The sequence below is a fragment of the Tenacibaculum skagerrakense genome, assembly GCF_004345825.1.
In the GTDB taxonomy this organism is placed as follows: domain Bacteria; phylum Bacteroidota; class Bacteroidia; order Flavobacteriales; family Flavobacteriaceae; genus Polaribacter; species Polaribacter skagerrakensis.
In genome coordinates this window covers 78,290-101,169 of record NZ_SLXM01000006.1, presented here as the reverse complement: position 1 = coordinate 101,169, position 22,880 = coordinate 78,290, and the positions used below count along the sequence as shown (strand labels likewise).

At 31.0% G+C, this 22,880-nt stretch carries 22 protein-coding genes; 13 read left to right on the top strand and 9 right to left on the bottom strand.

The genetic code is table 11. The features are described 5' to 3' along the window. Positions 1–39 precede the first annotated feature (39 nt). Both EV195_RS10745 and EV195_RS10740 read left to right on the top strand, forming a co-directional pair. Positions 40–459, top strand: coding sequence for a nucleoside-diphosphate kinase (locus EV195_RS10745; RefSeq protein WP_132794960.1), 420 nt, complete (start codon positions 40–42; stop codon positions 457–459). A gap of 99 nt (positions 460–558) precedes the next feature. Next, entirely contained in the window at positions 559–960 is a 402-nt protein-coding gene (locus EV195_RS10740) for a hypothetical protein (RefSeq protein WP_132794959.1), read from the top strand. Here EV195_RS10740 and EV195_RS10735 read toward each other — a convergent pair whose 3' ends face one another. Both EV195_RS10735 and recF read right to left on the bottom strand, forming a co-directional pair. Beyond that, complete coding sequence (locus EV195_RS10735) at positions 961–1,257, bottom strand: DUF721 domain-containing protein (RefSeq protein ID WP_132794958.1); 297 nt, start codon at positions 1,255–1,257, stop codon at positions 961–963. 3 nt (positions 1,258–1,260) lie between these two features. Continuing rightward, positions 1,261–2,355, bottom strand: coding sequence for a DNA replication/repair protein RecF (recF, locus tag EV195_RS10730; protein WP_132794957.1), 1,095 nt, complete (start codon positions 2,353–2,355; stop codon positions 1,261–1,263). 101 nt (positions 2,356–2,456) lie between these two features. On the opposite strand from recF, the gene EV195_RS10725 reads away from it, so the two are divergent. From EV195_RS10725 to EV195_RS10695, 7 genes are all read left to right on the top strand, one after another. After that, positions 2,457–3,242, top strand: a complete 786-nt coding sequence (locus EV195_RS10725; protein WP_132794956.1) for a tetratricopeptide repeat protein — start codon at positions 2,457–2,459, stop codon at positions 3,240–3,242. Between the two features lie 90 nt (positions 3,243–3,332). Then, complete coding sequence (ribH, locus tag EV195_RS10720; protein ID WP_132794955.1) at positions 3,333–3,839, top strand: 6,7-dimethyl-8-ribityllumazine synthase; 507 nt, start codon at positions 3,333–3,335, stop codon at positions 3,837–3,839. Positions 3,840–4,009: 170 nt separating this feature from the next. Further along, positions 4,010–4,309, top strand: coding sequence for a hypothetical protein (locus EV195_RS10715; RefSeq protein ID WP_132794954.1), 300 nt, complete (start codon positions 4,010–4,012; stop codon positions 4,307–4,309). A 10-nt stretch (positions 4,310–4,319) separates the two neighbouring features. Further along, complete coding sequence (gene mutL / locus EV195_RS10710; protein ID WP_132794953.1) at positions 4,320–6,182, top strand: DNA mismatch repair endonuclease MutL; 1,863 nt, start codon at positions 4,320–4,322, stop codon at positions 6,180–6,182. Positions 6,183–6,185: 3 nt separating this feature from the next. After that, positions 6,186–6,929, top strand: a complete 744-nt coding sequence (locus EV195_RS10705) for a rhomboid family intramembrane serine protease (RefSeq protein WP_132794952.1) — start codon at positions 6,186–6,188, stop codon at positions 6,927–6,929. A gap of 6 nt (positions 6,930–6,935) precedes the next feature. After that, on the top strand, positions 6,936–7,793 hold the full coding sequence (locus tag EV195_RS10700) for a rhomboid family protein (protein ID WP_132794951.1): 858 nt from the start codon (positions 6,936–6,938) through the stop codon (positions 7,791–7,793). 59 nt (positions 7,794–7,852) lie between these two features. Next, positions 7,853–8,815, top strand: coding sequence for an endonuclease/exonuclease/phosphatase family protein (locus tag EV195_RS10695; RefSeq protein ID WP_243693103.1), 963 nt, complete (start codon positions 7,853–7,855; stop codon positions 8,813–8,815). 125 nt (positions 8,816–8,940) lie between these two features. On the opposite strand, the gene EV195_RS10690 is transcribed toward EV195_RS10695, so the two are convergent. From EV195_RS10690 to EV195_RS10675, 4 genes are all read right to left on the bottom strand, one after another. Continuing rightward, positions 8,941–12,759 (bottom strand): M36 family metallopeptidase, encoded by a 3,819-nt coding sequence (locus EV195_RS10690; RefSeq protein WP_132794949.1) that lies wholly within the window; start codon positions 12,757–12,759, stop codon positions 8,941–8,943. Positions 12,760–12,918: 159 nt separating this feature from the next. Then, a complete protein-coding gene (locus EV195_RS10685) occupies positions 12,919–14,520 on the bottom strand; it encodes an ABC transporter substrate-binding protein (protein WP_132794948.1) in 1,602 nt (533 codons plus the stop codon). Beyond that, positions 14,504–14,821: an antibiotic biosynthesis monooxygenase family protein gene (locus EV195_RS10680; RefSeq protein WP_132794947.1), complete on the bottom strand. Its 318-nt coding sequence runs from the start codon at positions 14,819–14,821 to the stop codon at positions 14,504–14,506. The genes EV195_RS10685 and EV195_RS10680 overlap by 17 nt, the downstream gene beginning before the upstream one ends. Next, the gene (locus EV195_RS10675) at positions 14,818–15,318 is read right to left on the bottom strand and encodes a GNAT family N-acetyltransferase (RefSeq protein ID WP_165915717.1); all 501 of its coding nucleotides are present in this window, start codon (positions 15,316–15,318) and stop codon (positions 14,818–14,820) included. Before EV195_RS10675 ends, EV195_RS10680 begins: the two co-directional genes overlap by 4 nt. A 40-nt stretch (positions 15,319–15,358) precedes the next feature. On the opposite strand from EV195_RS10675, the gene mtaB reads away from it, so the two are divergent. From mtaB to EV195_RS10655, 4 genes are read left to right on the top strand one after another with little or no spacing between them, the layout of a single operon-like run. After that, positions 15,359–16,693: a tRNA (N(6)-L-threonylcarbamoyladenosine(37)-C(2))-methylthiotransferase MtaB gene (gene mtaB / locus EV195_RS10670; protein ID WP_132794945.1), complete on the top strand. Its 1,335-nt coding sequence runs from the start codon at positions 15,359–15,361 to the stop codon at positions 16,691–16,693. A 38-nt stretch (positions 16,694–16,731) separates the two neighbouring features. Next, a complete protein-coding gene (locus EV195_RS10665; RefSeq protein ID WP_132794944.1) occupies positions 16,732–17,469 on the top strand; it encodes a DUF6438 domain-containing protein in 738 nt (245 codons plus the stop codon). 3 nt (positions 17,470–17,472) lie between these two features. Next, the gene (locus tag EV195_RS10660) at positions 17,473–18,135 is read left to right on the top strand and encodes an alpha/beta hydrolase (protein WP_132794943.1); all 663 of its coding nucleotides are present in this window, start codon (positions 17,473–17,475) and stop codon (positions 18,133–18,135) included. A gap of 24 nt (positions 18,136–18,159) precedes the next feature. Beyond that, positions 18,160–19,104 (top strand): lytic transglycosylase domain-containing protein, encoded by a 945-nt coding sequence (locus EV195_RS10655; RefSeq protein ID WP_132794942.1) that lies wholly within the window; start codon positions 18,160–18,162, stop codon positions 19,102–19,104. Positions 19,105–19,155: 51 nt separating this feature from the next. On the opposite strand, the gene EV195_RS10650 is transcribed toward EV195_RS10655, so the two are convergent. The 3 genes from EV195_RS10650 to EV195_RS10640 form a co-directional block, all read right to left on the bottom strand. Beyond that, a complete protein-coding gene (locus EV195_RS10650; protein ID WP_132794941.1) occupies positions 19,156–21,009 on the bottom strand; it encodes a DUF349 domain-containing protein in 1,854 nt (617 codons plus the stop codon). A gap of 111 nt (positions 21,010–21,120) precedes the next feature. After that, on the bottom strand, positions 21,121–21,882 hold the full coding sequence (locus tag EV195_RS10645; protein ID WP_132794940.1) for a shikimate dehydrogenase family protein: 762 nt from the start codon (positions 21,880–21,882) through the stop codon (positions 21,121–21,123). Then, positions 21,860–22,870, bottom strand: a complete 1,011-nt coding sequence (locus EV195_RS10640) for a DUF368 domain-containing protein (protein WP_132794939.1) — start codon at positions 22,868–22,870, stop codon at positions 21,860–21,862. The genes EV195_RS10645 and EV195_RS10640 overlap by 23 nt, the downstream gene beginning before the upstream one ends. Positions 22,871–22,880 lie beyond the last annotated feature (10 nt).

Below are 22,880 nucleotides of genomic sequence, written 5' to 3'. Positions count from 1 at the left end.
TGTATTTTTGCGCGAAATTATAATCAGATTAAAATACAAATGGCAACAAATAGAACTTTTACAATGATTAAACCAGATGCTGTAGAAAATGGACATACTGGTGCTATTTTAGAAAAAATTAATGCTGCTGGTTTTAGAATTGTAGCAATGAAAAAAACGCACATGACTAAGCGTGATGCTGAGACTTTTTATGCTATTCACAATGAGCGTCCGTTTTTTGGTGAGTTAGTTGAGTTTATGACTCGCGGACCTATTGTTGCTGCAATTTTAGAGAAAGAAAATGCAGTTGAAGATTTCAGAACTTTAATTGGTGCTACTAACCCAGCTGAAGCTGCTGAAGGAACAATCAGAAAATTATTTGCTACTTCAATCGGAGAAAATGCAGTTCATGGTTCTGACTCTGATGAGAATGCAGCAATCGAAGGAAGTTTCCACTTCTCTGGTAGAGAAATGTTTTAATCTCCACTGAGAAAAAATAATACTACATTAAACTCGTTACATTTTTGTAACGAGTTTTTTATTTAACTTCGCCTAACTATTAATTTCCTTTTTCAATTTATGAGACATTTATTTATAGCTTTTGCAACAATCATTTTAAGTCTAAGTACACTTTTTGCTCAGGAAAGCAAAACAAATAACTTTTCGGTAAGTATTAGCAGAGTTGAAAATGAGAAACCAATATTATTAAAAGAATGGCTTGATTACACAAAAATGGATGCTACTCTAAAAACTATAAATCACAGTAATAAAAAAGAAGGCTCTAAAAATAACAACGAGTTAATTCATTTTAATGATGGTAAGCAAGAAATTCCATTTGAATTTAATAACGGAATAATTTCAGCTAATTCACCATCAAAGGAAACCATTTTTAAAATGTATTTAATCTCTAAAAGATTACATGCTGAAGTAAAGGATAGTAATGGGAAAATATACAGTGATAAAGATTTTTATAAGAACTAATTAAACCAACATAATTTTTTTAACTACTTCTTCGCCCATTTCTTCATTAATCATCGTAATGATTTTCTCTTTTCCATAACTTAATTCTTCTCTCAATACAGAAGAGTTTAAACGAATAATTAACGTACCGTTTTGTAACTTAACCTCATTAGTATAAGTAGCAATTCCAGGCCCCATTAATTTAATCCAAGCCTCTTCTATATGAATTTTTTGAAATCCTTTTTCTAATTTATTTTCTTTAATAAAGGCTCCCATTAAATCTTTTATTGAAAAACTATCACTTTCTCTCTTTGTCATTTTTTAATCTTCTAAATTGCTTAAGTTAAAAATCTCGTAAGGCTTATTACTTTGTTTTACTACAGTTTCTGTTCGCTCAAAGTGCGTATCTGTTATAAATATTTGTCCAAATTCATCTTTGTTAACTAACTCTATAATTTGAGCTACTCTATGCTCATCCAATTTATCAAAAATATCATCTAATAATAAAATTGGAGTAATGTTCGATTGTCTTTTAATAAACTCAAACTGCGCCAGTTTTAATGCTATTAAATACGATTTTTGCTGTCCTTGCGAACCAAACTTTTTTACAGGATAGGTTCCAATTTCAAAACTCAAATCATCTTTATGCACACCAACAGAAGTATACTGTAAAATTTTGTCTTTTTCTAAATTTCTTTTTAATAATTCTTCAAATGACAAATCTTCTAGCTGACTTTTATAGTGTAATGACACATGCTCTTTATCATTTGATATAATCTGATATTTCTCATTAAAAATCGGAACAAATTCTTTTAAAAACACCTTTCTTTTCTCATGAATCTCTCTTCCATATAGCATTAACTGCTCATTATACACACTTAAATTCAATTCATCAAAAGTTCTATTCGCTGCAAAAAATTTCAATAAAGCATTTCGTTGTCCTAAAACCTTGTTGTAAGAAATTAATGTTTTTAAATATTGTTTGTCCTGTTGAGAAATAACGCCATCTATAAATTTTCTTCGAGTTTCACTGCCTTCAATAATTAAATCTCTATCTGCTGGTGATATAATTACAAGTGGAAACTGACCAATATGATCTGAAAAACGTTCATAAATTTTACCGTTTCTTTTAAGCACTTTTTTTTGTCCTTTTTTTAAAGAACAAATAATTTTCTCTGAACGATTGTTTACTAAGTATTCCCCTTCTACTACAAAAAAATCTTGTTGATGTTTAATATTTTGAACCGCTACTGGATTAAAATAGCTTTTAGCAAAAGATAAATAATAGATTGCATCAAGAACATTGGTTTTTCCCACTCCATTATTACCTACAAAACAATTAATCTTTTTTTCAAAACTAAATGTTTGGCTCTCAATATTTTTAAAATTAACCAAAGATATTTTCTGTAAATACACGTGCAATGTTGTTTCTAGACAGGAAGTGCAAAATAACGAAAAATCGGCTTTTAAAATCCAATTAAAAAAACTATTTTTGCGCCACTAATTTTATAAGAATTATGGCAACATATAAAAAGAGAGGATATAAACCTAGTAAAGAAAAGGTTGTAGATAATACTGTTGAAGAAACATTTGATGAGTCTCAAAGTGAGGTAGCTAAAGCCTTTGAAGGTTTAGACCAAGCTGCAAATAAATCTGAAGAGTGGATTGAAAAAAATAGTAAACCTTTATTTTATGGTTTAATTGGTGTAGCTGCTTTAATACTTTTGTATTTAGGGTACACAAAATTTATTTCTGAACCTACAGAATTAGAAGCTTCAAATGAATTAGCATATCCTAGATCTTTTTTCGATCAAGCTGAAACTGCAGCTGGAGTTGAAGCTGATAGCTTATACACATTAGGTTTAGAAGGTGGAGATGGTAAATATGGTTTTTTAGATATTGCTAAAACTTACGGAAGCACTAAAGCTGGAAACTTAGCTAATTATTACGCAGGTATTTCTTATTTAAAAATGAAGAAATATACTGAAGCTATTGAATATTTAGAGCAATTTAATTCAGATGATGAATTATTAGGACCTACTGCTTTAGGTGCTATTGGAGATGCTTTTGCAGATATCAATCAACCAGAAGAAGCTTTAGAGTTCTACGAAAAAGCTGGAAATAAAAAAGACAATGAGTTTACTGCTCCTATGTTTTTATTTAAAGCTGGACAAACTGCAATGCAGTTAAAGAAATACAGCAAAGCTGAAAGTTTATTTACAACTATCAAAGAAAAATACGCAACTACTCAAGTTGGTAGAAATATCGATAAGTATATCAATAGTGCTAAATACGCTCAATAAAAAATAAGCTTACAGTATATAGTTGGCAGTTAACAGTTATCAGTAAATAAAAACTGCAATCTGAATACGTAAAACTGAATACTAAATTAAATGGCTACAACGAATTTATCATATTACGATAAAAACACCATCCCAAATGCGAAGGCTTTTCGATTTGGGATTGTTGTTTCTGAATGGAATCCTGAAATCACTAAAAACTTACATCAAGGTGCAATTGACACCTTACTAGATTGTGGTGCTGAAAAAGAAAATATTATTTCTTGGGACGTACCTGGAAGTTTTGAACTTATCTATGGATGTAAGAAAATGATTGAAACTGAAAAGTTAGATGCTGTAATTGCTATTGGTAATGTAATTCAAGGAGAAACAAAGCATTTTGATTTTGTTTGTGATGGGGTTACTCAAGGAATTAAGGATTTAAACCTTCAATATGATGTACCTGTTGTTTTTTGTGTTTTAACAGATAACACAAAACAACAATCATTAGATCGCTCAGGTGGAAAGCTAGGAAATAAAGGTGTAGAGTGTGCCGTTGCTGCTGTTAAAATGGCAGCCATTAAAAATATTGGAAGAAACACCAACAGTGTTGGTTTCTAATTTTTATTCTTAGAATAATAAATATATTTTAAAGAAGTCAAGATGTAATTATCTTGGCTTTTTTAATTTCCTAAACTTACTTGATAGCTTGTCTTTAATTCCGTAATTTTGATGTACCGTTTTGGTGTGGTTTTTGAGCTATGATAAACCTAACTTAAATATTTAATATTATGTTTGGATGGAGTAAAGTTTTAAAAGGAAGATCTTATTACACGTTTGATTACAAACCTCGTTATTATGATGAGCGTAAAGAACGTTTGGAAAAGATCAAGAAGAAATACGAAAATTCAGATACTACTACCAAAAACGTTTCTGAAGAAAACAACGATTACGTAACTATAAAAAAAGGACAGTTAAGGAATACGTGGAAGAAAACTAAGACTTCTGGAGATTACAATTCTACAATTAGAATTGCCATTATAGTAGCGATTCTTTTTGGTATTGCAGCCTATATCCTTAGACTATCATAGAAAAATTTTAATGTCAGATATTATTCAATTACTTCCAGATCATGTTGCTAATCAAATTGCAGCTGGAGAAGTTGTTCAACGCCCTGCATCGGTGGTTAAAGAATTATTAGAAAATGCTATTGATGCTAGTGCAACTAACATTACTTTATTATTAAAAGATGCTGGAAAAACCTTAGTACAAGTAATTGACAATGGAAAAGGAATGAGCACTACTGATGCTCGTTTATGTTTTGAGAGACATGCTACCTCTAAAATAAAAAACGCAGAAGATTTATTTAATCTACACACCAAAGGTTTTAGAGGTGAAGCATTGGCTTCTATTGCAGCAATTGCTCATGTTGAGTTAAAAACTAAGCAAGATGATGAAGAATTAGGAACTTGTATAAAAATTGAAGGGAGTTCTATTGTTTCTCAAGAAGTAACCTCTACTCCAAAAGGAACAAGTATTGCTGTAAAAAACTTGTTTTATAATATCCCTGCTCGAAGAAATTTTTTAAAATCTGACACTGTTGAAACTAGGCATATTATTGATGAATTTCAGCGTGTTGCCTTAGCACATCCTGATATTTCGTTTGCACTTTATCATAACGATAATGAAGTTTACAACTTAAAAAATAGCAATTTAAGAAAACGAATAGTTTCTATTTTCGGAAATAAAACCAATGAAAAGTTAGTTCCAACAGAAGAAGAAACTGATATTATTTCAATTAAAGGTTTTGTAGCGAAACCAGAATTTGCCAAAAAGAAACGTGGAGAACAGTTTTTTTTCGTGAATGATCGTTTTATTAAAAGTTCCTATTTAAATCATGCTGTTAATAGTGCTTTTGAGGGACTGTTAGATCAAGGTGCACATCCAACGTATTTTATTTATTTTGAAGTACCTCCAAACACTATTGATATTAATATTCACCCAACGAAAACAGAAGTAAAGTTTGATAATGAAAAAGCTTTATATGCAATTATAAGAGCTACTGTAAAACACAGTTTAGGTCAGTATAATGTTGCTCCTGTTTTAGATTTTAATAGAGACGCTACGCTAGACACGCCCTATGAGTTTAAAGACAAGCAACGTGTTTCTACTCCAAAGATTATTGTAGACCCAACGTTTAATCCTTTTAAGGATATTTCTTTAGATAGCAAACCTATTAAAAAAGAAACCTCATCTTACCGTCCAAGTAAAACTACTTACCAAAGCAATTTTAAAAAAGATACTGGAAGTTGGGAATCTTTATATGCTAATTTAGAAGTTGAATCTGTTCAACAAAACAATAATCAAGAACAACTATTCGAAAGTGAAAGAGAAACTGAAACCGGAAAGACGTTTCAAATTCAAAAAAAATATATACTTAGTTCTATAAAATCGGGAGTTGTTTTAATACATCAAACATTGGCACATCAGCGTGTCTTATACGAAGAATATTTAGAACACATTACTGTTAAAGAAGCCAATAGCCAACAGTTATTATTTCCGATTACTATTTCTTTTTCATCTTCGGACATTGAAATGATTTATGGAATTAAATCGGATTTAGAGAGTGCTGGTTTCGTTTTTAATGAGTTCACTAAAGACTCTGTTGTTATTGGAGGTATACCGATTTCGATATCTGAAAGTCAGATTACCTTGATTTTAGAGCAGCTATTAGACGACATTAAATTAGAAGTTCCAGACGCAAGTTTTAGTCATTTTGACGTGATGGCAAAATCGTTTGCTAAATCATTAGCTATTAAAACAGGTACTGTTTTATCCGGAAAAGAACAAGAAACATTAGTAAACAATTTATTTTCATGTAAAGAGCCAAGTGTTTCTCCTTTAGGAAAACCAACATTTAAAACCTTAACTTTACAAGAAATTGACACTATTTTCACCAAGTAAATTATGCAACAATTAACACCTGTAGTTAAACATCTTATAATAATAAATATTTTATTCTTCGTTGGATCTTCATTAGTTGGGAATCAAGCCTATGATATGCTATCGTTATGGTTTCCTGAAAATGAAAACTTTCGAGTTTGGCAAATATTCACACATATGTTTATGCACCATCCAACTTTCATATTTCATATTTTCTTTAACATGCTAGCATTATGGATGTTTGGCACTCCATTAGAGCAAATGTGGGGTAAAAACAAGTTTTTATTTTTTTATTTTTCTGCCGGAATTGGAGCTGTTATTTTGCCCTATATAATAGATTATTATCAATTTAACAATACAATAAACGACTTGATTAGTAATGGATTCAATAAAGATGAAATATTTGAATTGATAAACCAAAGAATGTATGATAAACGTTGGATAACTGCTCTAGGTGAAGAAAGAATAAAAAATTTCAACCAAATAGCAGGAGGAACTTCACTAGGAGCTTCAGGGGCTATTATGGGACTTTTAGCTGCTTTTGGATTAAATTTTCCAAATGCAAAATTAGCTCTCATATTTTTACCTATTCCAATTGCTGCAAAGTATTTTATTCCAATTCTTCTAGGTTATGAAATTCTTTCAGGTGCTTTTAACTGGCCATCGATGTTTGGAATAAATGTAGGTCACTTTGCCCATGTTGGTGGAGCTCTAATTGGATTTATAATTGCTTGGTACTGGAAGAAAAATCAATTTAGAATTAACTAATAGCTTATGGAAAACTTAAAACAACATTTTTTAAGAGCTTCAATGTTAGAGAAAATCATCTACATTAACGTTGCTGTTTTTATTTTAGACTTGTTAGTTTCATCTTTTTCAGGACTGTATAAAACGCAATTAAGTTTTATTGACCAGTGGTTTGCATTATCATCTTCTTTAGATGCTTATATTACTAAACCGTGGTCTATTGTTTCTTACGGGTTTTTACATGCTGGCTTTTTACATATACTATCTAACTGTATTTGGTTATATATTTTTGGTCGTTTATTTTCCGAGTATTTCACTCAAAAACAGCTGTTAAACTTCTATTTATTAGGAACTATTTTTGGAGGAATATTCTTTTTAATTGCAATGAATTATTTTCCTGCATTTAGTAATAGTAGTCATATTTTAGTTGGTGCTTCAGCTGGAGTTAGCGCTATTATTATTGGTACAGCCACTTATATTCCTAATTATGAACTAAGAATACCTTTAATTAATGTTTACATTAAAGTTTGGCATTTAGCTGCGTTCTTTGTTGTAATGGATTTAATCAGTTTATCTGGAGGTAATGGTGGTGGACATTTTGCTCATTTAGGTGGTGCTTTATTTGGTTTCTTATATGTAAATCAAGCTAGTAATAAAGAAATTGAACTATTTAAAAATATTTCAAAGTGGTTTAAACGTGATAAAAAAACACTAAAAACTGTTTATAAATCAAACAATCCTAAACCGACAAGAAAGGAAGCGAATAATAAATCTGATAATCAACAAAAAATTGACCAGATTTTAGATAAAATTGGAAAATCAGGTTATGACGCACTTTCCAAAGAAGAAAAAGAGTTCTTATTCAAGCAAGGAAATCCAAAATAATGGCCTCTAAAAGACAATTTAATTTTTTTCAAAAGTTGCTATACTTTATAAACTCAATTGTGGCAACAATTTTATTGTTATCGTATTTTTTGGCTTTTGTTTCGCCAAAAACGGTTCCAGTCTTTTCAGTTGCTAGCTTAGCTGTCCCTTTTTTAATAGTAGTTAACTTAGTATTCCTAATTTATTGGATTATAAAACTAAAAAAACACTTTATATTATCTGGTGTTGTTTTACTATTCGGTTGGATGTTCTTTCCTCCTTTTGTAAAGTTCTCGAAAAAAAATACTGCTTTAAATTCTGATGTAAAAGTAATGAGTTACAATGTACGTATGTTTAATTTGTACAATTGGATTACAGAAAAGGATATTGATAAAAAGATAATGAATTTTATCAATGAAAAAGAGCCGGACATTATTGCTTTACAAGAATATTACGATGCAAAAAATGTTAAACTAAACTTTCCTTATCAATATTTCGTTCCAAAATCTAAAAGAAATAGTTTTGGTTCAGCAATCTTCTCAAAATACAAAATCATCAACAAAGGATCTTTGGACTTTGAGAACAGTGCTAATAATGCCATTTTTATAGATATTGTTAAGAACAAAGATACTGTTAGAGTGTACAATCTTCATCTACAATCTTTAAAACTAAACCCTCAAAAAGAAAACTTTGGAGAGGCTAATTCTGAAAAACTCGTTGATCGTTTAAAAACTGGATTCATAAAGCAAGCATCACAGGTAGAAGCTTTCTTGGAACATGAAAAACAGTGGAAAGGAAAAAAAATAATTTGTGGCGATTTTAATAACACTGCCTACTCTTGGGTATATAGACAACTTGCAAAAAATAAACAAGACGCTTTTGAAGTTGCTGGAAGCGGACTTGGAAAGTCTTTTAATTACTTTTTCCCTATTCGTATTGATTTTATTTTAACTGATAATAAAACCAAAGTACATAGTTTTAAAACCTATTCTGAGAAATTGTCGGATCATTTTCCTATTATGTCCAGAATAAACTTTGATTAAAATCCCTTCCATAAAAAAACACAGTATATTCTTAAAAGGATATTTATTATAAACATAATTAAAAAGCCTCTTGATATATTCAAGAGGCTTTAATTTTATCTTTATTCTTCTATAAGAATCTTTCCCTATTCAATAATGAATCGTTTACTCACCTTTGTATATTCATTCTCTAATTGAAGAATATATACTCCTGATTTAAACCCATCAATATTAATAGCTTTAGTATCATTTAAGTTTCCTTTATCTAACACCTGTCCTAATACATTAATTACGCTATACGTTGTATTCGATAAGTTTTTACCTTGACTTAAAACTCGTAAAAGGTTTCCTTTCTTAACCGGAACAGGTGCAATAGTAATTGATGATAATACATCTTCATCCTCATCTCCCATTTGATCAACTCTAGTACCAAAACTAGCTACTTGAACTGAAGACGAGCTACAAGAACCTTCATAAATTTTTACGTTGGTAAATGTTGATGTGTTCCCTGAACCTGCATCATTATCATTAATAAATACTAATCTATCCATAGTACCTGTATAAGAATCTCCTACTGGAATAACATACGTTTGTGTACCACCAGCATAATTATCGAAATTAGTTATACCATAATTTTGAGTACCATGTACTTTGAAACATCTCGCTGCAGTTAAAGTATTGTCATTCTCAAAAGCAACTCCATGAATTTCACCTTGAGAAGTACTACTAAACTCAAACTCTATTACAGTATTAGCAGTAACTGTATAATTCAATGGAATATATTTCCAAGTATTATTAGTTAAGGTTAACGAAGCTCCTCCACTACCTACAGAGAAGTTTCCAGCTGAATCTTGATTAGAGAATGGTGTAATAGTGTAATCATTAAAGTTTAACGAAGCACATCCTGGATCAGGATCTGGTCCACCTGTATCTTCACCAATTGAAATAGCATCTAAAGCAATATCACTTTGCCATCCACTAGTTCCTGAACCTGTAACTACAATAAAACGGATTTGTACACTAGACTCACCTGCATATGCTGCTAAATCAACATTAGCTGCGTTCCATTGATTTCCTTTATCTCCGTTTTGACTAAATATCGATGTCCAAGCTCCAGTATTATTAGTTCTAGCCTCTACGGTTAATGAATTAATTGCCGTACCATACATATGATATTGGAACTGTAAACTTGGTGTTGTTAATGAACTAAAGTTTAAACATGGCGAATTTATGATTGCCGATTTATTTGGGAAACCTGTGCCATCACCAGAAGCTTCTACATAAATATATGTTGCTCCATCAGCTCCACTACTTGGACCTGTATTACTTGATGGAGTTCCTCCTGAATCTCTTGTAAAATCGATATCATCACCAGAAGTAGCATTAGACCAATCTCCGAAGCTTGTTTCGAAGCTTTCATTAAATGGATAAGCAGTAATTTCTCCACTACAACCATCTGGATCTGGACCTGGATCAGTTCCTCCATTTTGAATAGCTACTGAATCTATAGCAATATCACTTTGCCAACCGCTAGTTCCAGAACCTGTAACTACAACAAAACGCAATTGCACACTAGATTGACCTGCATAAGCGGTTAAATCTACACTAGCTCCATTCCATTGATTTCCTTGATCTCCTGATCTTGTAAACACAGAAGTCCAATCACCAGTATTATCAACTCTTGCTTCAACAGTTAACGAGTTTATTGCTGTACCATACATATGATATTGGAAAGATAAATTCGGTTCTGCTAATGAACTAAAATTCAAACATGGTGAATTTAAAACCGCTCTTTTATTTGGGAAACCTGTTCCATCTCCTGAAGCCTCTACATATACATACGTAGAACCATCAGCCGCAGCAGTTGGGCCTGTATTACTAGAAGCAGTACCTCCTGAATTTCTTGTAAAATCAATATCATCAGCAGTTGAATTAGACCAGTCTCCAAAATTAGTTTCAAAACTTTCACTAAAAGGGAATGTAGTAATATCTCCTGAACAAACTTCTGGATCTGGATCTGGACCACCTCCATCACAAGGATTTACAAAAGATACTGTTTGATCAGTATTTGAATTAGAGCCACCATTATTATTTTCATTAGCTCCTTCTCCAACTCCTCTTTCAGCAAATGCTTTCCAAATTAAACATCTGTATTGACCACCGTATAAATCTTGATCTGCTTGTAAAATACCATCACGACCAGAAACGAATCCTGGATTACTTGCCGTATTTTTTAATCCTTCTATTACTAAAGCCATAGCAATATTGTTTCCTCCTGTTCCATTATAGAAATCAGGGTCAAAACCTTCTTGATCGATAATTAACCAAGTCATATCCCAAAGAATGGTAGCAAAAGCATATCCTACTCCATGCGGAACTCTTAAACCATTAATATCTGCATAATCAGTATTATTAATTCCTCTGTCAGTAGAATAAGGCGTCGGACGAATTCCTGGTCCGTTTTTATCTTGACCTAACACATAATTTCCAACTCCTCTACTATCAGTACCTTGATCACCTGCTTTCATTGTAAGCATTAATCCGAACCAATCAGACCAACCTTCACCCATTTGTTCTGAACCTCCAAGAGCATTGCTATTTGGACCTCCAACTAAACGAGTAGAAATTCCGTGTCCATATTCATGTGCAATAATTACGTTATCAAAAGAACCATCCCTTCCTGGATTCGTTTGATTCCATAAAAACATTTGCATTCGAGGGTTTCCTCCATCAGTTGGAGTTGCGAAATTTGCATTGTTTGTACCACTTCCGTCTTGAGAATCGGCATTTACAGAATCACTTCCAGCACCACCTTTTCCGTAGTTGTTTTCTTGGAAGTTACCACTAGCTTCATCAAAACCATATTGATACCAAACATCATGCATTATATTATTCCAGTAAAATAAGTTTGTTGTAGATGCATCTCTGTAATTAGCAGGAGACAATCCTAAATTTACAGGAAAATCAAAATCTAAACCTGAACCTCCATCTGGAGAAGCTCCTGTTCCATTATTCCCATTAGCATCCTCTTGAGCCCAAACATTGTTTCCTCTTGTAATAGTAAACTCTGCTCCTGAAGCTCCATTTGTATCGTGCCAACCAAAAGGCGATGCAGTTAAATTAGCAGGATTTGTTGCAATTGTTCTTCCTCCATCATCTGGATCAGATAAAGGCATTGCATAAACGTTATAAGAATCTGGTGCAAACATCATAGATTCTTTTGCATACGGAACTCCTGAATTTTTTTCTACATAATTTACTTCTGATTTGCTAGCATAAGCTTCTCCTTTTAAATGCGCATGCTCTACTTCTCCGAAATTACAAGAAATTACCCAGTTATCTTCCGCTATAACTTTACCAGAAGAAATATCTACAAAACTGTTCCACCAGTTTTGTCCACCTTCTTCGTATAAGTTAATATTCCAACACAACTTTAATTGATTGTCTTGAAAAACATATACCTTTTGAGCTGTAATTGGCTCATTATCTTCCGTAATTCCAGAATTTACGAAATGAATTACATCATCACCACTACTTGATCTTTTAGAAATTCTAACAAGATTTGCAGAAGATCGTAAACGGTGTTTAGTAACTACTGATTGAATTGCTGACTCTGGTGTAATGCCAGATGTTTTTGAAGAAGTAAGTTTAGATTTAATTTCTGGAACAAATTGATCTAACTTATAATTTACTTTGCCGTTTAAAACAGACATGTTGTATGTACCATTAATAATAGGAATATTATTATGATACTGAGTAATGTAGTAATGAGTAAGTCCTTTTTTTAAGGATGAAGCTGTACTCGTTACTTTCCATTCTGAAAAGTCATCAGAAGAATTTTCACTTTTCTTCTTTAAACCATTAAAATGTTGTTGAATAACGCCGATATCTTTAGGCGTTGACGTTTGAGAAAAAATTGTTTGAGATAGCAGGAATACTGCTACCAACAGGTAAGTTTTTTTCATAATTGATTGATTTTTGAAAGGTTTTTATAAAGTTAAAAAATTATTAAATCACAAAATATTTAACTTAAAAAATAAACAAAAATAACCTCTATGTTATTTTTTATAACAAAACATCAAAATTTTTATAAAATTATTATAAAAATTTTATAAAAACTCAGTTTACTGTTTGTAAACCCTCTTTAAACTTAGCATATCTATAGGATTAACCCCTAATCCTTTGACGTTTTTTTGAGAAAATCGAACAACTTCATCGTAGTATAATGGAATTACAGGAGCCTCACTAATCAAAATACTATCCATTTTTTGATATAATTTATACCTTTTCAAATTATCCACTTCACTAATAGATTCTTCATATAAAGTATCATACGTTGAATTTGAAAAATGTGTGTAATTAGGCCCGTTGGGTGTAAAATTTTTGCTATAAAATAGCGATAAGTAATTCTCGGCATCTGGATAATCTGCAATCCAACTTGCTCTGAAAATAGACAATTTACCATTAGCCTTTCCTTGTCTTAATGTAGAAGGTGGAATTACATTTACAGTTACAGTTAACCCAATATTTTGAAGTTCTCTTTGAATAAATTCACATAAATCTAAATAACTACTATTTGTTGTTATTGTAATATTTACCTCTGATTTTCCAGTATTGGTTTTATATTCTTTAACCAAACTCTTAGCTTTTTCGGGTGAATAATTGTAACCAACTTGTGCATTAAAAGAAGGTAACCCTTTTGGTATGAAGCCATGATTTGCTGGTGTTCCAATATTATTCCTTAGGAAAGTCATCATTTTTCGACGATCAAACCCGTAATTCATAGCTTGTCTAATTAATTTTGATTGCACTGGATTATCATCTTTTCCTTCCAGAAAGAAACCAAGATATTCAGTATTTAAATAAGAAGCTTTTTGCATGTTGATTTTATCCTTATAACTATCTACTAAAGAACCTGATGTTGATAAAATTTCATCTTTATAAGATGCATCTAAACTTTTCATAAAATCTAAATTTCCTTGTACGAATTGTAGAAACTCACTTTGCTTATCTGGAAGAAAAGTAATAGCAACGGCTTCTAAGTATGGTAACTGATTTCCTTTTGCATCTTTTTCGAAATAATTATTATTCTTTCTTAAAACCAATTTGGTGTTTTCTACCCACAACTTAAATTTAAAAGGACCGGTTCCAATTGGATTTGATCTAAACTCTTTTCCATAAAACGACACAATTTCTTTAGGAACTACAGAACAATATTTCATACTTAATAATCCTAAAAAAGGTGGAAAAGGCTTGTTTAGTTGTATTTGAAATACAGAATCGTTCAAAGCCTCAAATGCTTTTACGTTTTGTAATACCCATCTTCCTGGAGATGCAACATTGTCATCTAGTAGTCGATTAAAAGAATACGTAAAATCTTGTGCTTTGACTTTTCTTGTTTTAGTTTCTCCAAACTGTTCATGTTTATGAAAATACACATCATCTCTCAAGAAAAAAGTATATTCAGCTCCATCATTACTTATTTCCCATCGTTTGGCAATATCTGGCTTTACATGTAAAGAATCATCTAACTGAACCAAGCCATTAAACAACTGATTTACAGCCCAAATATTTCGTTGATCTTTTGAAAAAGCAGGATCTAATGATGTAATATTCGAATGTTCATTGTATCTAAAAACCTGACTATCATCAAACTGTTTTTTCCTCTGATTACACGATACTAAAACACAAATAATGAATAATAAAACACTACTTCTCAAAACCATAATCTCGTTCTACTTTACTAATTCTAACTTTAAATTGCTGATACCATGTAATCCTTCCCTTTTCTCTTGCTTCTGTATGATCAAGTTGCATTTTCCATTGTTTAATGGCTTCTAGATCTTTCCAGTAAGAAACCGTTATACCAATGTCATTTCTGGCACTTTCAATACCCAAATACCCTTCTTGTAATTGTGCCAATTCAACCATTTTATCTGCAGTAATAGTATAATCATTATCTCCTTCTGTACGAATACTCGTAAAAATTACTGCATAATAAGGAGGTGCAGGTGTTCTTGCAATCATAAAATTAATTGGTATTTAGTTTCGAGCAAGCCAATATCATCACTTATAAATTCCTTTACTTTTTTAAAGCCAAATCGTAATAAAATTTTTTCCGATGCTAGATTTTCATTTACTACATTTCCGATAAGCTTTTTCATTCCTGTTTTTTTACAATAAGAAATCAATCCTTCACATACTTCACTTGCATATTTGTTCCCCCAAAATCGTTCAATAAATCGGTATCCTATTTCATCATCTCCTTCTTCATCTTTAACCAACGCTAAGGTTCCAATAAATTGTTTGTCAGACTTTCTTACAATTGCATAAATCCAAAAATCGTTGTCCTTTACATCATATTTCTCAATAAGCTCTAGCAGTTCTCTTTCACATTCTGGTAATGTTTTCACCTCACCTGTAGCATATTGTAAGACTTTAGGATTACTTTCTAACTCAAAAAACGAAGTTAAATCACTAGTTAACAGTTTTCTAATTACTAATCTTTCTGTTTCAAAAATCATTTTCAATATCGTACTTTTGCAGTCGGTTAAATGTACAAGAATGAATGCGGAAAAAAAAGTAGCTTTTTACACATTAGGATGCAAATTAAACTTTTCGGAAACTTCAACTATCACTCGTAATTTTGTTAACGAAGGATTTAGTAGAGTTGAGTTTGAAGAAAAAGCAGATGTTTATGTTATTAACACTTGCTCTGTTACTGATAATGCTGATAAACGATTTAAGTCAATTGTTAAATCGGCTTTAAAACAAAATCCAGAGGCTTTTCTTATAGCCGTAGGTTGTTATGCTCAATTAAAACCAGAAGAGTTAGCAGCAGTTGATGGTGTTGACTTAGTATTGGGAGCTACAGAAAAGTTTAATGTCACTAGTTATATTAACGACTTAACAAAAAATGATATTGGAGAAGTACATTCTTGTGAAATTGAAGATGCTGATTTTTATGTAGGTTCATATTCTATTGGAGATAGAACTAGAGCTTTCTTAAAAGTACAAGATGGATGTGATTACAAGTGTACGTATTGTACAATTCCTTTAGCAAGAGGTATTTCAAGAAGTGATACATTAGAAAATGTTCTACAAAATGCTAAGGAAATTTCTGAAAAAGGAATAAAAGAAATTGTATTAACTGGTGTAAATATTGGTGATTACGGAAAAGGTGAATTTGGAAATAAAAAACATGAGCATACTTTTTTAGAGTTAGTTCAAAACTTAGATACGGTTGAAGGTATTCATAGGCTTCGAATTTCTTCAATAGAACCTAATTTATTGAAAGATGAAACGATAGATTTTGTTGCAAATTCAGAAACTTTTGTACCTCATTTTCATATTCCACTTCAATCTGGTAGTGATACGCTTCTTAAAAAAATGAAACGTCGTTATTTAAGAAAAGTGTATACAGATAGAGTGGCAAAAATCAAAGAAGTGATGCCAAATGCTTGTATTGGTGTTGATGTTATTGTTGGGTTTCCTGGTGAAACCGATGAATTATTCTTGGAAACCTACAATTATTTATCTGAATTGGACATCTCTTATTTGCATGTTTTCACCTACTCAGAAAGACCAAATACTGAAGCTGTTTTAATGGATGGTGTGGTTTCTAAAAATGTTCGTGCTAAACGTAGCAAAATGTTAAGAGGTTTATCTGTAAAGAAAAGAAGAGCCTTTTATGTAAGTCAGCTAGGAAACACTCTTACTGTTTTATTTGAAGGCGAAAATAAAGAAGGATATATTCATGGATTTACAGAAAATTATGTAAAAGTTAAGACTCCATGGAATCCAGAATTGGTCAATACCTTACATAAAGTAACCCTTACAGAAATAGACGAAGACGGATTGGTTCGTTTCAACTTTGTTGATACGAAAGTAATTGCTTAAATTAACATCAATATTAATTCACCTCTAAAAAAAACTATATGAAGTTAGTATACATGACCATTTTATTGTTAGCTTTAAGCTGCGGCACTTCTAAAGAAAAGTCTTCTGACACAGAAACTAAAACAGAGCAAAATAGCCCTAAAGAAACAGTTTCGGAAGAACCAACAAACCAACTTATTGTTGTTTTAAGTAACCCAAAAAGCATTGATAATGTTAAAGCTTTGGTTACAAATAGCGGATTGAAATGGAAAAAGATGGTATTGGATAACGAAGCTTCTAAAATTGCAGTTATTGTAACGCCTGATGGAAAACTTGATTTCTGGACTGAACGATTACAAAATTCACAAGAATTTAGAACTATTAAAGTAAATTCAACATCAACTGCAAAAGAATTAATTGAAAGAGAGCAAAACACATTGGTAGCAATTCGCAAAACTAAATGTATGGGAGACTGCCCTTCTTATGATGTATATATAGACAAAAAAGGGAATGTTTCTTATGAGGGAAAAGAATTTGTTCTAGAAAAAGGTCCTAAAGAATTTAAATTATCTGATAAAGAATTGAGTACTATAACAGAGTTGTTAAATAAAAAAGACTTCTCTTCCTACAAAGATATTTACGACAATCCTAGAATAATGGATTTGCCAAGTACTTTTTTAGTACATGATGGAAAGCAAGTTCAAGTTCGCTTATGGAATGATGACGTACCAGAAGAATTAATGGAATTAAACGAATACATTGAAGGTATTCTTTTAGAGAAAAAATTATTTGAATAAAAAATGAATCAAAAGACTCATATATACTTTGTACCAGGACTTGCAGCTAACACAAAAATATTTGAGTATTTAACCTTTGATGATAATTTATTTGAAGCTCATTTTTTAGATTGGATTATTCCGCTTTCAACAGAGGAAAGTATCGAAAGTTATGCTTCTAGAATGTGTGAATGTATTACACATCCGAACCCAGTTTTAGTGGGTGTATCTTTTGGAGGTGTTATGGTACAGGAAATGAGTAAAATTATTGATTGTAAGAAAACAATCATTATTTCAAGTATTAAGAGCAATAAAGAATTACCAAACAGACTAAAAATTGCTCAAAAGACGAAGGCTTACAAATTATTTCCGACCAAAATTGTAGAGAACATAGAAAATTATGAACATCTATTTTTAGGTGACTATCTAAAAAAAAGAGCCGAATTGTACAAAATGTATTTATCAATTCGTAATGCCACTTATTTAGAATGGGCAATTCACAATGTTCTAAACTGGAAACAAGATTATGAATTAGAAGGCGTTATTCATATACATGGAAATAAAGATGAAATTTTTCCATCTAAGCATATAAAAAACTATATTGAAATTGATAACGGCACACATATTATGATTTTAAATAAAGCAAGAATAATTTCTAAAATTCTTGAAAAGCAATGTGCCTGCTAATTTCTTTTTTAAAATAATACAATTATGAGATCAAATTTTTTACGTATACTATTTTTATCTGTTACACTTATTGTTGGATTCTTACTTTTGAATTTAACAAGAGTAAAAACAGTTTCAAGCAAAGAAAACACTGTAAAAAAAGATACATTAATTGTATCTAAAAGTGTAAGCGACACCTATCAGGTAAAAGCAGTAAAAGTTCCTGAATATTTAGAATTTGCAGGAGAAAGAGTTCCTCTAGAAAAATCAGATATTTTTGAACGATTAGATAGAGAATTATTGGTGAATACTTATTGGCAATCGAATGCATTACTTTTAATTAAAAGGGCTAATAAATTTTTTCCTTTGATTGAGCCTTTATTAAAAAAACATAATCTTCCAGATGATTTTAAATATTTATGTGTCGCTGAAAGTGCTTTGATTCAAGTACCTTCTTATAAAGGAGCTGCTGGATATTGGCATTTTTTACCTTCAACAGGTAGAGAATATGGTTTAGAGGTTAATGACAATGTAGATGAACGATATAATTTAGAACTTTCTACCAAAGTTGCTGCTGAATATTTAAAAAAATCTAAGGATTTATTTGGTAGTTGGACATTAGCTGCTGCTGCTTACAATGCTGGAAATGGAAGAATTTCACAACGTTTAAAAGAACAAAAAGTAACCAATTACTATGATTTACTACTCAATGTTGAAACTGGTCGTTATCTATTTAGAATTTTAGCTTTAAAGGAAATTATGTCTCATCCTGAAAAGTATGGATTTATTTTTGAGAAAGATGACTTGTACACTTATCCTAAAGTAAAAGAAATAATAATAGACAAACCTATAGAAGATATCGCTGATTTTGCGAAGCAGTATGACATCACTTACAAAGAATTAAAATTGGTTAATCCTTGGCTAAGAGAAACAAAGCTTAACAATAGAAGCGGAAAAGAATATAAAATTAAAATTCCTTATAAATCATAAAAAATGCCCACGTTATTGTGGGCATTTTATTTTTCATATTTGATGATTATATTAATAATCTAATTTCTTAAGATACTCTAATTTAGCTTGCCAAATATCAAGTTGCTCTTTAAAGTCCTCAATACCATTTCTAACATTTTTAACCAAAGGATTGTCCTCTGTTGCGTTAGAAATAAAGCTCAAATTATTCTCTAACTGCTGCATTTCTCTGACGGTTTCTGTTATCTTTTTTCGTACAAAAAACTGCTCACTATCTAATTTTCTATAATCTTCTTGAGCTAATAAATTATCGATTATGTTTTTGAATTTCATCATTTCAATTTCTTCTCTACCCAAATTAAGACTAGATAATTTAGCATCAACTTCTTTATTGAATTTACCATCTAAATGCCTAGCATTTCTTGGCAGAGCACCAAGTTCTCTCCAACTAACAATTGCCTCTTTTACATCCTCTAAGGTTAAAGAGTTGTTATTTTTAAAATCCTCGATAAATTTTTTCTTTTCTACAACAACAGCTTCTTGTTCTTGAGAAACGCCGTCTCTATGTGCATTAAAACGATCAAAGAAATGGTTACAAGCATTTTTAAATCGGTTCCATATTTCATCAGAAAACTTTCTCGGCACATGACCAATTTTTTTCCATTCTGATTGAATTCGTTTCATGGTGTTTGTTGTTGCATCCCAATCTTCACTATCCTTAAGACTTTCTGCTAATTCAACCAATTCCATTTTCTTTCTCAAGTTATCGGTTTGAGAAGATTTCTCTTGCTTATAAAAAACATTTTTAGCTGCGTTGAATTTCTTTGTAGCTTCTTTCAACTTTTGCCAAACTGTTTCGCTTTTATTAAAAGGAAGTTTTCCTACATCAAAGTATTTTTTTCTAAGAGCTTCAATATCTTTTATACTCTTTTGCCAGTCTTTGTGTGTTTTATTCTTAGAAAAATCGTAGTTGCTAATTTTTTCAACTATTTCTAATTTTTCATTAATAATTTCTTGATGTTTTGATTTTAGATCACGGAAAAAATCATGTCTTTTATCATGAAGTTTCTTTGTAGCATTACTAAATTTATTCCAAACATCTTCTCTAAACTCTCTACTAACAGGTCCTACCTCCTCTTTCCACAAACGATGTAATTCTTGCAGCTCTTTAAAAGCAGCATTAACATCTTCCATTTCATGTAATGCTTCTGCTCTATCTATTAGCTTTAATTTTTCCTCTAAATTATGTTTAAAATCAAGTTCTCTGAAGTCTTGATTTAAATGTAATAAATCATAGAAACGCTCTACATGATGATGGTATGTTTTCCAAGTATCATTATAACGTGTTCTAGGAACTGGACCTACCGATTTCCATTGCTCTTGAATCTGTTGGAAATCGTTATACATTGTTTTAGGATCTGCATTTTCAATTAAATTCTTTAGTTCTTCAATTAATGCATTCCTTTTTTCTAAATTATTTTTAAGCTGATCATCTAATTGTTTATAGTAACCATCTCTTTTTTCTTTATACTCCTTTAATAATTTATTGTATTCTGTTTTAATTGGACTAGAAAACTGAAAATCAATAGAGTTTCCTCCTTCAGCTAAAAACTCAGCTTTTTTTTCAGACAACAACTTACCAAACTTAAGATTAAATGCATTTTTAATAGCATCTGCATTTTTTTTGATAAGATGAACAGGATTGTTTTTTAAAAGACTTTGCAATTCAGAAACAAGCACTTCCAACTCCATACCGCTATATTCTTTCATCGGTATTTCGAAGTTTTCCTCCTTTTCAGAATTTTCAGCAACTACATTTTCTACTTCACTAATTGCTTCATCTGCCTGTTCGGTTTCGTTAGTAATTTGATTTTGAATTTCTCCTTTAGTTGTTTCGTCTAAGCTGTTATCATTATTTTCTAACATGTCGATGATGTTTAAAGTTCCAGTTTAATTACGATAAAGATAATGAATATTTATTAGCTCTTCGTTTTATTTGAATAACTTTAAAAGAGTTACGAATTTGATAAAATTGACTTAACTTTTTTGCCAAATTCTCCATGCTTTTTCAGCTTGTAGCTCTAACATTTCTAGACCGTTTTTTATAATAGCTCCTTGATCTTCTCCCTTTTTAAGAAAAAGAGTTTTTGACGGATTGTATATTAAATCATACAAAATATGGGATGAACCAAGATATTGATAAGGAATATTTGGACAAACATCAACATTCGGATGCGTTCCTAAAGGAGTACAGTTTATGATTATTTGGTAAGTATTAATTACAGATTCGTTGAGTTCTTCGTAAGTAAAAGAATTCTCTTTTTCTTTTTTTCTAGACACAAAACTAACCTCGATATTCATTTCTTTTAAGGCAAAAGCAACTGCTTTTGAAGCACCTCCTGTACCTAAAATCAATGCTTTTTTATGAGATGGATTTACTAAGGGCTTCAAAGATTTTTTAAATCCATAAAAATCTGTATTATATCCTTTTAATTTTCCTTTTTTGGTTACACGGATTGTGTTGACAGCTCCAATTTTCGCTGCTTTTTTATCCATTTTATCTAAAAAAGGAATTACCTCTTTTTTATAAGGAATGGTAACGTTAAATCCTTTTAATTGGTTTTTATATTTTTCAATTAGAGGAAAAAGATGATTGATATCTTCAATATCAAAATTTACATATTTATGATCTTCCAACTCCAATAAATCAAACTTTTCAGCAAAGTAACCTCTTGAAAAAGAGTAAGAGATATTTCTTCCTAATAAACCAAATAGTTTATCGTTTTCTTTTATGTCCATAATAATCTATAGCAAGAATAAGCGCTATTCCAAGTACAATAAAACCAATAGAAATTAAGGTTTCACTTTCTTGCAAATCTGGCAAATATCGTTTGTAGTTTTCTATTATTTTATTTCCCTTAGAATCAAGCAGAAAAATTCCTTCATTTGATTTATAAATAGTTTCTTTCCATGGCCAAACTATTCCCAAAGAACCCGTTATAAAACCAATAATTACAGCTGTTACTTGCTGTTTCCATTTTTTAAAAACAAAACCTAAAAAATGAGAAATAGAAACTAATCCGAATGCAGAACCCAACGTAAATGTGGCTATTATTTTTAAATATCGAATCTTAACAGGATCACTTAACACCGAAAAATCTCCAGAAAAAACTGATGTAATTACTCCTCCCAAAACATTTACGCTGTCAACCAAGAGAAGCACATAATTTCCTAATAAAATTAAAATAAACGAGCCTGAAAGACCAGGCAAGGTCATTCCTGAAACACCAATAATTCCGCAAATAAAAACAAAGAACAAGTTGTCATTTTCTTTTGCAGGAGACATAAAGCTAATAGCAATTCCAATAGAAGCACCAACTAACAGCCAAACTATATTCTTTAATCGCCAATCGCCAAAATCTTTTGAAATGTAATAAATAGAACCGATTATCATTCCAAAAAACCAAGCCCAAACATACAATTGATAGTTTTTTAAAAAATAATCTAGCACTAGGGAAACACTGAAGTAACTAAACATACTTCCCAACATCACCCATACTAAAAACTGAAAATTAGTATATCGGGCAAAACTTCTAAATCTTCCATTAAAAAGGAGTTTAAAAGCGTTTAAATTGATTCTTCTAAAAGTATAAATAAGTTCTTCATAAAACCCCATTACAAAAGCAACCATTCCGCCAGATACACCAGGAACTTTATTAGCTCCTCCCATTGCTAAGCCTTTTAAAAAAAGACTTACTTTTTGGCCGAATGTTCTTTCTTTATACATGAAAAATGAA

Excerpts from the sequence above, each read along its gene's own strand:
- EV195_RS10745 (WP_132794960.1), top strand. The coding sequence starts at position 40 with ATGGCAACAAATAGAACTTTTACAATGATTAAACCAGATGCTGTAGAA.
- EV195_RS10740 (WP_132794959.1), top strand. The coding sequence starts at position 559 with ATGAGACATTTATTTATAGCTTTTGCAACAATCATTTTAAGTCTAAGT.
- EV195_RS10735 (WP_132794958.1), bottom strand. The coding sequence starts at position 1,257 with ATGACAAAGAGAGAAAGTGATAGTTTTTCAATAAAAGATTTAATGGGA.
- EV195_RS10725 (WP_132794956.1), top strand. The coding sequence starts at position 2,457 with ATGGCAACATATAAAAAGAGAGGATATAAACCTAGTAAAGAAAAGGTT.
- ribH (WP_132794955.1), top strand. The coding sequence starts at position 3,333 with ATGGCTACAACGAATTTATCATATTACGATAAAAACACCATCCCAAAT.
- EV195_RS10715 (WP_132794954.1), top strand. The coding sequence starts at position 4,010 with ATGTTTGGATGGAGTAAAGTTTTAAAAGGAAGATCTTATTACACGTTT.
- mutL (WP_132794953.1), top strand. The coding sequence starts at position 4,320 with ATGTCAGATATTATTCAATTACTTCCAGATCATGTTGCTAATCAAATT.
- EV195_RS10705 (WP_132794952.1), top strand. The coding sequence starts at position 6,186 with ATGCAACAATTAACACCTGTAGTTAAACATCTTATAATAATAAATATT.
- EV195_RS10700 (WP_132794951.1), top strand. The coding sequence starts at position 6,936 with ATGGAAAACTTAAAACAACATTTTTTAAGAGCTTCAATGTTAGAGAAA.
- EV195_RS10690 (WP_132794949.1), bottom strand. The coding sequence starts at position 12,759 with ATGAAAAAAACTTACCTGTTGGTAGCAGTATTCCTGCTATCTCAAACA.
- EV195_RS10685 (WP_132794948.1), bottom strand. The coding sequence starts at position 14,520 with ATGGTTTTGAGAAGTAGTGTTTTATTATTCATTATTTGTGTTTTAGTA.
- EV195_RS10680 (WP_132794947.1), bottom strand. The coding sequence starts at position 14,821 with ATGATTGCAAGAACACCTGCACCTCCTTATTATGCAGTAATTTTTACG.
- EV195_RS10675 (WP_165915717.1), bottom strand. The coding sequence starts at position 15,318 with ATGATTTTTGAAACAGAAAGATTAGTAATTAGAAAACTGTTAACTAGT.
- mtaB (WP_132794945.1), top strand. The coding sequence starts at position 15,359 with ATGAATGCGGAAAAAAAAGTAGCTTTTTACACATTAGGATGCAAATTA.
- EV195_RS10665 (WP_132794944.1), top strand. The coding sequence starts at position 16,732 with ATGAAGTTAGTATACATGACCATTTTATTGTTAGCTTTAAGCTGCGGC.
- EV195_RS10660 (WP_132794943.1), top strand. The coding sequence starts at position 17,473 with ATGAATCAAAAGACTCATATATACTTTGTACCAGGACTTGCAGCTAAC.
- EV195_RS10655 (WP_132794942.1), top strand. The coding sequence starts at position 18,160 with ATGAGATCAAATTTTTTACGTATACTATTTTTATCTGTTACACTTATT.
- EV195_RS10650 (WP_132794941.1), bottom strand. The coding sequence starts at position 21,009 with ATGTTAGAAAATAATGATAACAGCTTAGACGAAACAACTAAAGGAGAA.
- EV195_RS10645 (WP_132794940.1), bottom strand. The coding sequence starts at position 21,882 with ATGGACATAAAAGAAAACGATAAACTATTTGGTTTATTAGGAAGAAAT.
- EV195_RS10640 (WP_132794939.1), bottom strand. The coding sequence starts at position 22,870 with ATGTATAAAGAAAGAACATTCGGCCAAAAAGTAAGTCTTTTTTTAAAA.